Genomic DNA, 15,073 nt, shown 5'->3' on the forward strand with positions numbered 1-15,073 from the left:
GCTCTGCCACGCCGCCGACCGTTCGCTTTTGGCGATGTGCCAGCCGATCACGTGCCCGTCGGCGATGGCGATCAGCACCACGGCGTCGCGGTGCAGGTGAATGCCGTCCACATGCACCACGTGATGCACCTCGTCCACCAGGGGCACCGGCGGCCACAGGCCCCACATCAGCTCGCACCGGCGGCGCAGCGTGCGGGAGGGCAGGTCGTGCTCGGCCTGCGACCGTTTGGAAAACAGCCAGTCCAGTCCGCACCGCAGGTCACGGGCCCTGTTGTCGCGCGACTGGGTGCGCGAGCTCCCGCAGCCGGCGTCCCGGCACCGCCACCTGACCCGCCCCGAGCTTGTTCTTCCGTTCCGTTTCATCGGCTCGCCGCACACGGCGCAACTGGGTGTGTTCATCCACCCAATCTGCCACGCCAACTCGAAAGCCGCTCAACCGTTGTCCCGAAAGGCCTCACAGCCTGTTCCGGACACACATTCTGGCCGACTTCAAGTTCCCCGCCCATACAACTCGAACAGGGGAAACGCCCACTGCCACAAAGGAAAGCGAGCCAAAACAGACACACATTTTGGCCTATAACCCCGCTTTTGCGTGGTCTTGAGCGCGTCTCGAGCACGAGCATGGTATCGAGTTGACGCGGCCGGGTCACAACTACATACGCGTGATTCGTTTAATTCGTATATCCGGCGCGTCTGTCTGAGGGTGAAACGCACAATATTATTGAGTCTGGAATCTGACGGAGGAACCGCGCGGCTAGGTATGTCCGCGCGAGCAGTTGACGATCGCGGGGAGTGATCGTCCTCGTTCGCAACACATGCGCCTAATACGGAGCGCATCACAGAGGAATGGCTTGGCTGGAAGTTTGCAAGAATCCAGCTAAAAGCAGCAGGTAACTGTAGGAATAAGAGAACACAACAAAAGGAGGAACCCTATGGAGGGTCCCGAAATTAAAGCCGTTGAGGCTGTTATTGATAATGGTTCATTCGGTAAGCGCACACTGCGATTTGAGACGGGTCGTCTCGCGCAGCAGGCTGATGGCGCGGTGGCTGCGTATCTGGATGACGATTCGATGATTCTGTCCACCACCACCGCTGGTTCCAGCCCGAAGGAGAATTACGACTTCTTCCCGCTGACCGTCGATGTTGAAGAGAAGATGTACGCCGCGGGTAAGATTCCGGGCTCGTTCTTCCGCCGCGAAGGTCGCCCGTCGAGCGAGGCGATTCTCGCTTGCCGTATTATTGACCGTCCGCTGCGTCCGCTGTTCCCGCACACGCTGCGTAACGAAGTTCAGGTTGTTGAGACTGTGCTGTCGATCAACCCGGACGATGCGTACGACGTCATCGCACTGAACGCGGCTTCCGCATCCACGATGATCTCCGGTCTGCCGTTCTCTGGTCCAGTTTCCGGCGTCCGTCTGGCACTGATTGACGGCCAGTGGGTTGCGTTCCCGCGTTGGAGCGAGCGTGAACATGCAGTCTTCGAGATCGTGGTCGCTGGTCGTGTGATTGAAAACGGTGACGTTGCGATCGCTATGATCGAAGCTGGCGCTGGCAAGAACGCTTGGCACCTGATTTATGATGAGGGTCAAACCAAGCCGGACGAGACTGTTGTTGCGCAGGGTCTTGAGGCTGCTAAGCCGTTCATCAAGGTTATTTGCGACGCGCAGAACGAGCTCAAGGCTAAGGCTGCGAAGGCAACCAAGGAATTCCCGCTCTTCCCGGAGTACACCGAGGATCTGTACAATCGTATCGACGAGATCGCTCACGCGGACCTCAATGAAGCGCTGTCGATCGCGGAGAAGCTGCCGCGTCAGGATCGTATTCACGAGATCAAGGAGCACGTGCGCGCAATCCTCGCCAACGAGTTCACCGATATCGACGATGCTGAGAAGGATAAGGAACTCGGCAACGCGTTCAAGGAACTGCAGCGTCAGATCGTACGTCGTCGTATCCTGACTGAGGATTACCGCATCGACGGCCGCGGTCTGAAGGATATTCGTACGCTGTCGGCTGAGGTCGATATCGTGCCGCGCGTGCACGGTTCGGCGCTCTTCCAGCGCGGCGAAACCCAGATTCTGGGTATCACCACGCTCGGTATGCTCAAGATGGAGCAGCAGATCGACGCACTGTCCGGTCCGCAGAACAAGCGCTACATGCACAACTACGAGATGCCGCCGTATTCCACTGGTGAAACTGGCCGCGTCGGCTCCCCGAAGCGCCGCGAAATCGGCCACGGTGCGCTCGCTGAGAAGGCACTCGTGCCGGTACTGCCGAGCCGCGAAGAGTTCCCGTACGCTATTCGTCAGGTTTCCGAAGCGATTGGTTCCAACGGTTCTACGTCGATGGGTTCCGTGTGCGCGTCGACTTTGTCGCTGCTCGCTGCGGGCGTGCCGCTGAAGGCTCCGGTTGCGGGTATCGCAATGGGCCTCGTCTCCGGTGACGTGGATGGTCAGCACATTTACAAGACCCTGACCGATATTCTGGGCGCTGAGGATGCGTTTGGCGACATGGACTTCAAGGTCGCTGGTACTGCTGAGTTCATCACCGCGCTGCAGCTTGACACGAAGCTTGACGGCATTCCGGCTGATATTCTCGCCGGCGCTCTCCAGCAGGCGCACGAAGCTCGCACTACGATTCTCGACCTGATCAACGAGTGCATCGACGGCCCGGCTGAGATGAGCGAGTTCGCGCCGCGCATTCTCTCCACGTCTGTTCCGGTTGACAAGATCGGTGAGATTATTGGTCCGAAGGGCAAGAATATCAACCAGATTCAGGAAGATACTGGCGCTGAAATCGCCATCGAAGATGACGGTACGGTGTTCATTTCTTCTGAAAACGGTGAGGCTGCCGAGAACGCGAAGGCTATCATCGACCAGATCGCGAACCCGCACGTGCCGCAGGCTGGCGAAACGTACAACGGCAAGGTCGTGAAGACCACGTCGTTCGGTGCGTTCGTGAACTTGACTCCGGGCACTGACGGCCTGTTGCATATTTCCCAGATTCGCAACCTTGCGAACGGCGAGCGTATTGACGCGGTTGAGGATGTGCTCAAGGAAGGCGACACTGTCGAGGTTGTCGTGCAGGGCGTTGACGATCGTGGCAAGATTTCGCTTGCGATTCCGGGCTTTGAAGATCAGGATGCTGGCCGCGGCGCTCGTCGTGACGACCGTGGTGCTGCTGATCGCGGTGCAGAGCGTGATGATCGTCCGCGTCGTTCGTCTCGTCGTGATGATCGTCGTTCCGATCGCGATTACGATGATCGTCCGCGTCGCTCCGCGCGCCGTGATGACGACGAGTATGATGATCGTCCGCGTCGTTCGTCTCGTCGTTCTGAGCGTGATTATGATGACCGCGATGATCGTGGTGATCGCGGTTTCGATCGTGCTGATCGTTCTGATCGCGACGAGCGTGATTATGATGATCGTCCGCGTCGTTCGTCTCGTCGTTCTGAGCGTGATTATGACGATCGCGACGATCGTCGTGCATCCCGCGATGATCGCGACGACCGTCGCGCGCCGCGTGTCGAGCGTGATGATCGTCCGCGTCGTTCGTCTCGTCGTGACGACCGCAACCCGCGCTACGCGACTGACGAGAACTACGACGAGTACCATGCAGATCGCGTTGAGCGCAACGAGCGCCCGCGCCGCCGCGTCCGTCGCGACTTCGACCCGTTCGAGGACTAATCGCTAATCGCGCACGCTTTGGCCGCAGTGAAGTAATTCCTTCACTGCGTTCCCCTTGCCAGGGCAGCACCGCGAAGTACCTTATCTCGGCTCCCCTTGTCAGGGGAGCTGTCAGCGTAGCTGACTGAGGGGTAGTCACACCTTCGGAACGTTCCAGTGGTGTGACTACCCCTCAGTCGTCTTCGACGACAGCTCGTTCCGCAATTATGGACACGCTACGCGTGCGTATGTTTGCTCAACCGGCGGCTCTCCCCACCGAGTTTCTTCTTTTTATTGCTCACGAGGTTGATATGAGTGGCGGAAATCTCTCACTGAACAATGCTCAGTGAGAGATTTCCGCCACTCCGATATGCATAACATCGCAGAAGTTCCATGCCCTCCCAGTAGCTGATGGTAGGGGGGTGTTGATCCGTGCCACACAACGCGGAAAATGGCGATTTTCGCGTTGTGTGGCACGGCAGTGTTGAAGGCCGTAATCGGGCTATTTTCAAGAATGGCGGATTTCCGCGGTTTTGCCGAATCGAGCATTGCCACGTAAACGCGTTTTACCGCTATAAGGAGCTTGTGTGGCGCGCTGTCTTGCCACATAACGCAAAAATCGCCGAAAAATCAGTTGTGTGGCACTGATTATCTTGCGCAATGTATACGCAATGCACGCCGTAGTGCATCGTAGTGCATGCCACCGTTGAAAGCCGATCCGATGGCGACATCGAACGCCGGCTAAGTTCGCGTTTTGCATGCGTTTTGCATGTGCGACCTATTACAATCCTCCACCGTCCGCGTATCGGGCGTTTCTCACATACCAATTTCCCCGATAAATAGGGGGTATATGTGTGCCAGCTTAGCGTGAAACGTCAACGATTTATACAACCATGTATGGCTTGACTATCAATAGGGGAAGAGAACGGGGGATGAATCAGCGTTAACTCTCTACTACGTTCCGAAAAGTGAGTGGGCAAGACGTACCTCTTGCGGACGGAGTGTGAGAGTTTATGGTAAACGGGAAGAAGCCGTGGCACAACGTATCTGCGCGGTTTATCGCAGCGGTATCGGCGGCGGCAATGATAGCTACGCTGACAATCTCCGGCACAGCATTCGCCCTCGGCAATGATGCGACTGACAGCGGAACCAGCGACGCCGATCAATCCAGCACGAGCATCTCTCAGAATACAGCGAAGCAGGCCGGAGAGTCGACTGAACCGCAGTCCGATACCCAGCAAGAGAGTTCGAAAACAGCTGATACGCCAGCTACCACTGCAGCTCGTGCGGCCAATGTCGGTACGGTAGTTGGGGCTACTCCGTCAAACACCACGATGGACTTGTTTGATTACTGGCTAACTGGTCAGAATAATCGCGATGATAATGACGATATTGCTGCCACGTTGACGCAAGGCATTAACAGTAACGGTCATGAGCTCAAGTTTCTGCGCAAAAGCTACGGTACTGAAGGCGGTAAGCTAGCGGAAAACGGCAGTTTGAACGCATGGACTGGCTCTAGTGCCTACAATCGAGGCGGTCCGTTCTCCGGCATGGTCGATAAAACGTTGAGCAATGGCTATCCGATGCTTAATGCCGGCCAGTATTACCAAGGTCAAGGTACAAGCGAGGACAATAATCGCAGTAAGACTGACACGAATGTCACCACCCAACAACAATCGCTCTCGTACCTGTTCAATCCTCAGGAGTGCTTGCCAGATAATGGTTGTGCTGCATACCAAAATGTCACCGGTCTATTGCAGCAAGGTACAAACGGCATTTACTCCTACGATAGTCAGCAAAATTTTGCGAGCATCGATACCACCACTAACAAGTTCACGCTGTACAACGCTCCAGCGGTCAACGCTGGCACAGCAGTTGCTGATCAATCAGATGGTCAATTTTTCCCGTTCAACACTGCTGATCAGGTGTTCAACAGCAATAACGGCACGCAAAGCACTCTGACGTCAACGGATCAGGTCCTCAATCACTATTTCGGCTTACATATGTCAACCACATTCACCCAGCCATCGGGTGGTCAGGTGAACGGTCAAGATATGGTGTTCAACTTCACTGGTGACGACGATGTGTGGGTGTTCATCGATGGAAAGCTCGTTGGTGATGTTGGTGGCTTACATGATCGCCTGTCTTTGAGCATCAATTTCCGCACTGGTAATGTGACGGTTGCCGACGGCTCATCGAACGCGGGTAGTAATCCGCGCACCTATAGTTCGACGACACTCAAAGACACACTTGGTCTAACCAACGCTACTTTCACTTCCGGTTCCGAACATACGCTCGACTTCTTTTATCTTGAGCGAGGCAACGGCAACTCGAATCTGAAGTTGGAAACGAACCTTGTGTATCATCCGGCGAACGAGTTGCTCAAGGTCGATCAGGTCGGCAATCCGATCCCGGATGTGACGTTTGAGCTGTATGAAGCCAATGAGAACGGTGTAAAGACCAACGAAACTTCGTCTGCGACCGGTACTACCGACGCAAACGGCAAATTTACGTTTAAGAACAAAGACAACACCAACAAACTGCTCACGTTGAGCGAACTATATGCTGACGGTGTACATCCCGATTACGTACTCATAGAGAAGGCTGCGCCGACCGGGTATCGCAAAGCCGGCGACATGCATTTGAGATTGCAAAAAGATAAGCAAGGCAATGTGTATGCAACATCGGTGAACAAGTTTGAGACCGGTGCCATTGCAGTTCCTCGCGTCCAGACGACAATCACAGCTACAAAGATCACCGGCGAGCGACAGAGCGAGACTGAGAAGAAAACGATCACCGACGATATGCTGAGCAGCGGCAGAATCGTAGCAGTTGCAATGCGATTCAATTCGTCTACCTGTTCTGAGGGCAGTACAGGCGTGAATTGTTGGCAAGCGGTCGTAGGCAATGCTGAAAACGGCTGGTCTGAACAAGGCACTGGATTCGCCGGCGTGCTTAAAGCTGCGCAGCAGAACTACGTGCAGCATGGAGTGGATTATAACGCGTTTGTTAAGAATGAGAACGGACAATGGTCGGCCGACGTGCATGATCTGCCAGGCGAGGTCGGTGAATACTACTATGCGGTAACTGATCCGACCAAGGCTGATGTGAATTATTCAATCGGATATTTTTACATTCCGAACAGTGCGATACAGAATGCGGACAGTACAGATACGTCTGGCATGTATCGGCTGGATAGCGAAGGTTACGATCGCCAATACGCCAGTGTGATCGAAGTACCGAATATTCGCAACATTTTGGTGGTGCAGAAGACGGATGCGGATGGCAATCCGATTGCCAACAACGGTACGACGGATAATCCTGCCACGTTCGAGCTGTACGAAGACGACAGCACAGGCAAGCCTAAAGACGAGGTGTATTCAACACAGCAAACCACCGATCAGAAAGTAGCGGATGGCCGTCTCGGCTTGACTGATGCGGTGAGTTTCCCGTCGAGTGCAGATACCGCTGTGCTGGAAACCGGCAAGACTTACTGGGTCCACGAAAAGACTGCGCCGAGTGGGTATGTGCTGAACGATCACTGGGTGAAGGTGGTCGTGACTGATAAGGGCGTACATGCGGATGCGACCGCGTACACAGCAGTGAAGGATGCTGACGGAAACATCACGTCGATGACACAAGTCAATCCCGGTGCTAAAGACAACGTTTCAGTGAACGAAGGTCTAGGTACGCTAGTACGCACGATGACCCAGTGGGCCGGCGATGGCGGTGACGATCCGTTGCAGTACATCACGGGTACGTTGCAGACTGGTTCAACCGCACAAGACGGCTCGATTACGTGGAATACTCCGACCGACGCGGATCCACGTATTAAGTTCCAGTATGGATATGGCAAGACTGCCGATACTCCGCTGTTGAAGTATGGCTATTTCTCAGTGGATGAGAACGGCAACGCGAAGGACCCGCAGACTCTGGACAATACGACATTCTCTGTGGAGGACGGCTATGCCGACGTCACGATGAGGCCGACCAATCTGACCGCATTGCTCACGGATGCGACGCCACTGTTGACTGGCTCGACCATCATTCGCGTGGGCGACGAAACCACAAGCGTTAAAGTGCAGCTTTCGTTCTACAAGCAGGTTGAAGGTGCGGATTGGCCGGGCAAAACCGCAGATAACAAGGATCAGAATTTCTCGTTCACGCTGACGCGCACGGATAACGAAGGCAAAGTCACGTATCCAACGACTGAAAACGGTACGACCACAACTACTGAACTCGTGACGAACGGCACGGTTTCCGCGTCTACATCCGGCAAGATCGAGCAGGGCGGGACAAATCGGCAGCTGGTTGGCGTCAAAGACAACCAACCTTCTGCGAATCCCCTCCCCGAACTCACGTTCACCAAGAACGGTACGTACACGTTCACGCTTAAGGAAGATACGGCAAATCCGGTATCCGGTTGGAAATACGACGATACTACGCACACGATCACGATCGAAGTTACGGGTTGTGAAACTCGATGCGTTGCGACTGTGAAGGAAGGCAACACCGTAATTTCCGCTCCGGATGGCAATACTTCTGACACTCAGTCCGGCGAGATCGTGTTCACAAACCGTTTCATCGCGGTGTCGTCGTTGCCGTTGACTGGCGGCGATGCGTCGGCGCGTGACTGGCTGATCGGTGGCAGTATCTTCGCGATCGCGGCTGCGCTCGCACTGGCTGCGACCTACGAATATCGCAAACGCAAGAATTTGACCTTCTAATCGAGTTCACTCGTCCCACCTGTCCGGCTGATTGCGCCGGACTCTCGACCAGAGAATCCGACGCTCGCAGCTGGACGGGAACCACGGGGTTCGCCCCGACAACAAGATTTGCGGATCGCGGAAGCCGGTAACGGTTCCTGCCTCCGCGATTGCAGAACAGCAATAACCAATAAACAAGCAGAAATGGAAGAGAGGCTTCTCATGAACATGAGAAAATTCTTCGCAGGTGTCGCTGCAGCGGCAACCCTGCTCGGCGGCCTAGCCCTAGGCGCCGCCACCGCCAACGCGGCTGAAACGACGGTGACAGATAATGCCACGTTCACGTTCAAGGCTGAGTCGAAAGAGCAGTTCGACAATGCGAAACTGACCGCGTACAAACTGGTCGACTATGTGAACTACGGAACGGAGACCAACCCTGTGTACGGTGTAAAGACCGTTGCCGGTGTTGATCGCACGAAGCTGCGTAATGCGCTGACCAAAGCTGGTTTCCAAAACGTGCCGACAGACGATACGACTGATCTCATGGCGTGGGCTATGAACCAGAAAGAAGTCAAGGACAATCAAGGCAAGGTCACGCAGGTGACGTTCGACTGGTCCCAGAACCGCCCGTGGCAGTCGCCGTCGGTGACTCGCAAGTTTGCCGACGCATTGCTTGCGAACAATGCGTTCCCGGCAGTGAGCTCGAATCCGACGTTTAATACCGCAACTGGTGACGATAAGAACGGCTGGACGAGCACGACAACCCTGCCGCAGGGCCTTTACCTGTTCCTTGACACTGCAGCATCCACCAGCACGATGTCCAAGGCCGTGCCGATGATCGTCGGCTCCGGTACTGTTACCGACGGTAAGTTGGCGCTTGCTGGAGGCGCCCAAGTTGATCTGAAGAACACCAAGTCCGAGAATCAGAAGAAGTCTGCGAACGCGACCGACGCGTACGTCGGTCAGACCATCGCCTACACACTGTCTTATGCGATTCCGGACCCGGTTCCGGATGGGTATACCCTCGCGTTCAACGATGTGCCGTCGAAGGGCTTGACCGTTGATTTCACCAGCCTCAAGGTGACGGCTGATACTACTCAACTTGACAGCACCGCTTACGGGGTGGAGTCATCCTCGCTCACTGACGGTAAGGGGGATGGTACAAACAAGTTCGTCGTAACGATCACTAATCCGTCCCTGTACGCCGGCAAGACGATCACCGTCACTTACAACGCGACCGTCACCAAGGATGCCGAGCAGGCTCAGGGTGCCACGTACCACGAAGTTTGGAACAAGCTGGTCGACAACAACGGCACCACTATCCCTGGTACCGAGCCGAAGACCAAGATCTTCAGCTTCGACTTTACCAAGGTCAATGCGTAAGAGCAGCCGATCCAGGGGGCAAAGTTCACTTTGTCCGTTGCTGATAAGCAGACCGGTCATCTTTCCACCGACAAGACGTACCAGTATAACGATGTCATCTCGGGTGCAGACGGAAAGGTGTCGTTCGGTGGTCTATCCGCTGGCACCTATACCGTCACTGAGACTGCGGTGGCCGACGGTTATTTGACCAATGTCAAGCCGACCTTCACTGTGACCATCGCCGACGATGGCACCGTGACTTTTGGCTCCGACACCTGGAATCTAGTGGACAACACCACCAAGACCGTGAAGAACGTCAAGTCCATCACCCAGCTCCCGCTGACTGGTGCTGCTGGCACTGCTCTGTTTACGGTTCTCGGCATCCTGCTTGCAGGCGCTGCCGTCACCGTCTACACCAAGTCCCGCTCCACCAACCGCGCCCTCCGCGCCTGATCTGAAGCGGTGATGCTATACAAAGGTCGGTCCCTGTGGGATCGACCTTTGTTGTATATGGTTCTATCGGATGTAAAGAGGTTTGTCATGACGAATAATGGTCCGGATCAGAAAAAGAATCAATTAGGACAGGATGCTGAGCAAGTTGCTGAGCAAACTACCTCAAAGGCGACCGAGCAGGCTGACGAGCAGGTTGCGGAGCATGCTGCTGGACAACAGGCTGCCAAGCAGGCTACTGAACAAGCTGCCGAGTGGAAAGGTATCTGGTGCGGTCTCGGTGTAGGAGCTGTTCTTGTTACCTTGTTTTGGCTTTTGGATCATAAATGGGAAGGTGTTTTCTGGACGTCTGAAGCGATCACGGGTTTGTTCGCTGTTGAAGCGACTGCTGCGAATGCGGTGAAAGCTATTTGGTGGGCGACTGTGAACGACAGAGAGAACAAAAAGCCGACAAAAAGTGCCTTGGACGCATTTGTACCATCTATGTCAGCAGTATCGGGCGCGGCAGTTCTGTCCTTCCCTTTTGGTTTGTGGAGCCTTGGTCTTGTAGCGATAATTGCGGTCGTACTAATTGCGGCTTTCATTGTTCATATTCGTCAATCAAAAATTCATAAGTCGGCAATATTGAGCAAATCAGCAACGCCTGACGCACAGGCAGCGAATTTGAATGAGAGTAGCACCCAGTCGCGGGACTCCTCGCAAGATAATGGTGGCTCTTCTGTGTCAGATTCAACCACAAAGGCAACTTCTGACACTTCTCATGTAGGTGAAAGTAGCAATGAGCCTCATCAATCCTGAGACCAAAGTATTCAAGAATACTGAAATTATTACATATCCACAATCCACATTGTTCAAGCTGTGTGACGTATCGCCCACGGAAATGTCCTGACAAAGGGGAGCCTCGATTTTGCGTCATCGTTTCAAAGGCGAGCCAATGAAATGCACGCATCGCGCGTCCATAGATGCAGGATGAGATGTCAGCCTAGCGGAATTGTTGTTTTCATGGCTCCCTTGAAGGACGTTGCCTACAAACAGTTCAGTGAACTGTTTGTAGGCAACGTGCGAGCCGACATGCGAGCCAGTATAACGTGCGCGTAGCGCGTCTCTTATTGCAGGATGAGCCGGCCGCGAAGCGGCCTGAGGGGGTAGCTACACTTTCGGAATGTTCAAGGGGCGTACTACCCCTCAGTCTCGCTTCGTCGAGTCGGCTCCCCTGACAAGGGGAGCCGCGATATGAGACCGCTTCGTTCGACAGCTCGTTCCACAATTATGGACACGCTATGCGTGCGTATGTTGACCACCCGGCGGCGCTCCCCGCCGAGTTTCTTCTTTTTATTGCTCACGAGGTTGATATGAGTGGCGGAAATCTCTCACTGAACAATGCTCAGTGAGAGATTTCCGCCACTCTGATATGCATAACATCGCAGAAGTTCCATGCCCTCCCAATAGCTGGTGGTAGGGGGTATCAATTCGTGCCACACAACGTGAAAAATGGCGATTTTCGCGTTGTGTGGCACGGCGGTGTTGAAGGCCGCAATAGGGCTATTTTTAAGAATGGCGGTTTTCTGCGGTTTTGCCGAATCGGCGTTTGCCACGTAACTGTGTTTTACCGCTATAACGAGCTTGTGTGGCACGCCGTGTTGCCACACAACGCAAAAATCGCCGAAAAATCAGTTGTGTGGCAAGAATTTTGTACACACAACCGATTTATAGCGCTACAACAAGGTTATGTGGCAGAGGGAAGACCAAGAGCATATAGTCGAGCATAGAAGAGCGTAAGCGAGTGCAGCGCATAACGCAAAAAGCCCCCAAAGCGCATGCGCAACAAAGCGCGCAATGTAATCTATACCCTCTCTATCAAGAACAAACCTCGTCTGAACCACAAACACCGGCCGCAGCGGCACAAACCTGCCAAGCCCATCACAACAACACTCACCCAAGTGGACAAAACCACGGGAACTCTCCAAAACAAATGCCTGACGCTTCGTGTCGCAGAGCATAATAATGCATTCCACCTGAACACTTAACAAGTCACGCACTATCGCCAGCACCAGTGCACTTTAGCCTCGTTGTCCCGTTATAGAAACAAATGCCTAACACCTCGTGTCATAAGGCATAATGCGTTCCACCTGAACACTTAACAAGTCACGCACTATCGCCAGCACCAGTGCGCCTTAATCTCATCGTCTCGTTATAGAAACAAACGTCTAACGCCTCATGCCACAAGGCATAACGCAATCCACTACTGCTGAATATAAATGAACACAAGAATCCCAAGCGCATCAGTACCAGCATCAGCACTACCAGCAGCGCACCCTAGCCTCGTCGTCCCGTTATAACAAAACACTTAACGCGCCTCATGTCACAAGGCATAACGCTGCCCGCCTGAACATAAAAATCCCAAGCGCGCCAGCGCCAGCACCATCACCTGCCCCGCCACAAAAACAAACCCCTCACCCCCACGCCTGTTCAATCGGCTGCGCAATCACATGAAAAGCAAACTGCGCCCCGCGCTGCGCAAGATGCCGTGCAACGCAAAACGCGAGTTCTGCCCGTGACTGCTCATCGGCGAGGTTACCGCCGGTTGCAGTGACCACGATCCACCCGCGACTGCGCAAATGCTCGCGTTTTTCTTGATCGCGTCGCCACTGTTTCTTGTCGGTACGATGCTGATCGCCGTCGTATTCGAGCGCGACCTTCCATTCGGGCCACGCCATGTCAAGCGTCATCGGCGCGCCGGAAGTAAACCGCGCATTCGGCACGATGTAACCGGTTTCAACCCCCGCAATCCCATGCCGCAGTAGCGAAAGTCGGCATTCGCTCTCCTTCGGCGAGTCAACGTTGATCGCAGTAATCATTGCAGCGCGCCTACACGCTACTTTCCCTTTGAATCGAGGCGTGTCATGAACAAACGCAATCAGATCATCGCGCACTTGAGATGCCGATCGTTTCTGCGCAAGCGCCGGTTGCCGCGCAATAGCAGTAATGATCGAATCGCCGAGAATAATGAGCGACGCGAACGACAGCGACGCAGACATCTGTGCCCACGTCTGAAAGAGATTGAGCGCGTACACGTACGGATTAATACGCACTATTGACGCACTGTCAACATGCTTCCATACGTGCGGTTGCAGTATCGATGTCGCGCTTCGTATGCGTTTCGTATGCGTACTCGATACTGTGTGCAGTCGCGTAGCGTCAATCGCACAATCGGCCGGAATTGGAACGGATTGCAGCGCAAGGGACGTAGTCAGACCAAACAGCAGTTTATGTCCGATGCGTTTCGCTTCAGCCGTGCATTGCTGTGTAATCTGCTCGCGCGTTTGCGCGAGATCCTCGTGCAGCGATCTCGCGGGCGCAGTCGCAGCAGTCATAGCCTGCGAGGCGGGCGATACATGTGTAGTCGTGACTTCAGTGTCGTACATACCGTAACTGTAGCGATTTTGCGCAGCGCTCGCTGACGATTTTGAAAAAATGTGGATAACCTGTTGTGGATAACTCGACGCCACCGCAACTTACCGTAAATTACCCCCGATCGACCCCAATATAAGGTATGTTTCGGGGGATGCGAGTACGGGGGAATGCGGCTACATTGCTGAAGTATTGCAAAAGCCTGACGTTTGCACAGTATTGATGCGCGCTGATGCAGCAGTGTAGTGAAGAGGTGGTGTGAATGGGCAATTCAGCGTTCACGCAAGAAGAGGTTGCCTACCTGAATTCGCTGCCGGCGGTGAGTCGTGTGACCAACGGCAGAATCACGTACACGGAGCAGTTCAAGCGTGATTGTGCGCGCCGATATCTGCATGGTGCGTCGCCTGCGAAACTGTTTCGTGAGGCTGGACTTGATCCTGCGTTGATCGGTTACAAGCGCGTGGAACGTTGCGTCGCGCGCTGGAAGATTCGTTACGCTGATGAATCTGAGCATGACGAGTCGTCGCCTGAATTATCGCAGCGGATGTTCGTACCGTTGCCGAAGTCTGAGGGGCCTGCGAGTCGCGTTAGTCAGTCGATGACTGACGTATTGTTGCGGCAACAGTCGCGTCATATTGATGAACTGGAACAGCAAGCAGATATGATGCGTCATCATATTGCACAGTTGGAGGCTGTACTGCGACGACGATCGACGGTGACTGAAGCGCATGTGACGGCAGAGTTTGCGTCAATGATCGCGCAATCTGATCGTGAAGATTTTGTGCCGGGGGGGTGTTCCTATGTTTTTGTCAACCGTGTGAGGGGTTGACGTGTCGCATTCTGGTTGGTTGTGGTGGGCGTGCTTCGCTTTGGCCTTGGCGATTCGTTGCCGTAGCCGGTGTTTGTGTTTTGTTCAGGCGGCGAGGGTTTGTTCCTGGTAGAGGGTGCCGTTCTTGAGCATGCTGTAGATCACGTCGCAGCGGCGTCGGGCGAGGCAGATGATGGCGGCGTTGTGGTGTTTGCCTTGTCCTCGTTTGCGTTTGTAGTAGGCGATGGATGGCGGGTGTTTAGTGGAGGCGACAAACGCAGACTGCCATAGTGCGTTCTTGAGGCGTTTGTTGCCGCCCCGGGCGGGGTGTTCGCCTTTGATGCTGGTGCCGGATTGGCTGGTGATGGGCGCGATGCCGGCGTACGCGGCGAGGTGGGCCGCGTTTTTGAAGTTCGAGATGTTCCCGCCGATTGCGAGGAGGATGTTGCTTGCGGTCCTGGCGCCTATCCCGGGCATCGACGTCAGGACCGTGAGAAGAGGGTGATCGTTGAGGAGCTCCTCGACCTGCGAGGCGAGGTTGCGGCGCCGGTCCTTGATCTGTTTGATGTCGCGGGCGATCGAGGGGATGATGGTCTCGGCCATGTCGGTGCCGGGTACGGTAACGGTCTGTTCACCGATGGCCTTGAACATGTCGTCGATGATGCGTTCGGCAC

At 54.7% G+C, this 15,073-nt stretch carries 9 protein-coding genes; 6 read left to right on the top strand and 3 right to left on the bottom strand.

What is annotated here, in order from left to right; genetic code table 11:
- Nucleotides 1-399: transposase-like zinc-binding domain-containing protein (locus tag BHAP_RS02750; protein ID WP_420807704.1), on the bottom strand; the 399-nt coding region annotated here is incomplete at its 3' end.
- Between the two features lie 533 nt (nucleotides 400-932).
- Here BHAP_RS02750 and BHAP_RS02755 point away from each other — a divergent pair.
- The 5 genes from BHAP_RS02755 to BHAP_RS02770 all read left to right on the top strand — a co-directional run bounded on the left by BHAP_RS02755 (nucleotide 933) and on the right by BHAP_RS02770 (nucleotide 10,978).
- Nucleotides 933-3,683 carry a polyribonucleotide nucleotidyltransferase gene (locus BHAP_RS02755; protein ID WP_094729284.1) on the top strand — a complete coding sequence of 917 codons (2,751 nt, stop codon included), beginning with the start codon at nucleotides 933-935 and terminating at the stop codon, nucleotides 3,681-3,683.
- Nucleotides 3,684-4,675: 992 nt separating this feature from the next.
- Nucleotides 4,676-8,389 carry a SpaA isopeptide-forming pilin-related protein gene (locus BHAP_RS02760; protein ID WP_094729285.1) on the top strand — a complete coding sequence of 1,238 codons (3,714 nt, stop codon included), beginning with the start codon at nucleotides 4,676-4,678 and terminating at the stop codon, nucleotides 8,387-8,389.
- A gap of 201 nt (nucleotides 8,390-8,590) precedes the next feature.
- Nucleotides 8,591-9,751: an isopeptide-forming domain-containing fimbrial protein gene (locus tag BHAP_RS02765; RefSeq protein ID WP_244569271.1), complete on the top strand. Its 1,161-nt coding sequence runs from the start codon at nucleotides 8,591-8,593 to the stop codon at nucleotides 9,749-9,751.
- A gap of 9 nt (nucleotides 9,752-9,760) precedes the next feature.
- On the top strand, nucleotides 9,761-10,183 hold the full coding sequence (locus tag BHAP_RS11835; RefSeq protein ID WP_275542094.1) for a SpaA isopeptide-forming pilin-related protein: 423 nt from the start codon (nucleotides 9,761-9,763) through the stop codon (nucleotides 10,181-10,183).
- Between the two features lie 87 nt (nucleotides 10,184-10,270).
- Complete coding sequence (locus tag BHAP_RS02770; RefSeq protein WP_094729286.1) at nucleotides 10,271-10,978, top strand: hypothetical protein; 708 nt, start codon at nucleotides 10,271-10,273, stop codon at nucleotides 10,976-10,978.
- A 1,655-nt stretch (nucleotides 10,979-12,633) separates the two neighbouring features.
- Here BHAP_RS02770 and BHAP_RS02775 read toward each other — a convergent pair.
- Nucleotides 12,634-13,605, bottom strand: coding sequence for an endonuclease domain-containing protein (locus BHAP_RS02775; protein WP_244569273.1), 972 nt, complete (start codon nucleotides 13,603-13,605; stop codon nucleotides 12,634-12,636).
- A 248-nt stretch (nucleotides 13,606-13,853) separates the two neighbouring features.
- Between BHAP_RS02775 and BHAP_RS02780 the strand changes: the two genes are divergently transcribed.
- The gene (locus BHAP_RS02780) at nucleotides 13,854-14,420 is read left to right on the top strand and encodes a hypothetical protein (protein WP_094729287.1); all 567 of its coding nucleotides are present in this window, start codon (nucleotides 13,854-13,856) and stop codon (nucleotides 14,418-14,420) included.
- An 84-nt stretch (nucleotides 14,421-14,504) separates the two neighbouring features.
- Here BHAP_RS02780 and BHAP_RS02785 read toward each other — a convergent pair.
- Nucleotides 14,505-15,073, bottom strand: a 569-nt coding sequence (locus BHAP_RS02785) for a transposase (RefSeq protein ID WP_143248717.1), incomplete at its 5' end; no start/stop codon positions are given.

The organism is Bifidobacterium hapali, assembly GCF_002259755.1.
Classification (GTDB): Bacteria; Actinomycetota; Actinomycetes; order Actinomycetales; family Bifidobacteriaceae; genus Bifidobacterium; species Bifidobacterium hapali.

Excerpts from the sequence above, each read along its gene's own strand:
- BHAP_RS02765 (WP_244569271.1), top strand. The coding sequence starts at position 8,591 with ATGAACATGAGAAAATTCTTCGCAGGTGTCGCTGCAGCGGCAACCCTG.
- BHAP_RS02780 (WP_094729287.1), top strand. The coding sequence starts at position 13,854 with ATGGGCAATTCAGCGTTCACGCAAGAAGAGGTTGCCTACCTGAATTCG.
- BHAP_RS02770 (WP_094729286.1), top strand. The coding sequence starts at position 10,271 with ATGACGAATAATGGTCCGGATCAGAAAAAGAATCAATTAGGACAGGAT.
- BHAP_RS02760 (WP_094729285.1), top strand. The coding sequence starts at position 4,676 with ATGGTAAACGGGAAGAAGCCGTGGCACAACGTATCTGCGCGGTTTATC.
- BHAP_RS02775 (WP_244569273.1), bottom strand. The coding sequence starts at position 13,605 with ATGTACGACACTGAAGTCACGACTACACATGTATCGCCCGCCTCGCAG.
- BHAP_RS02755 (WP_094729284.1), top strand. The coding sequence starts at position 933 with ATGGAGGGTCCCGAAATTAAAGCCGTTGAGGCTGTTATTGATAATGGT.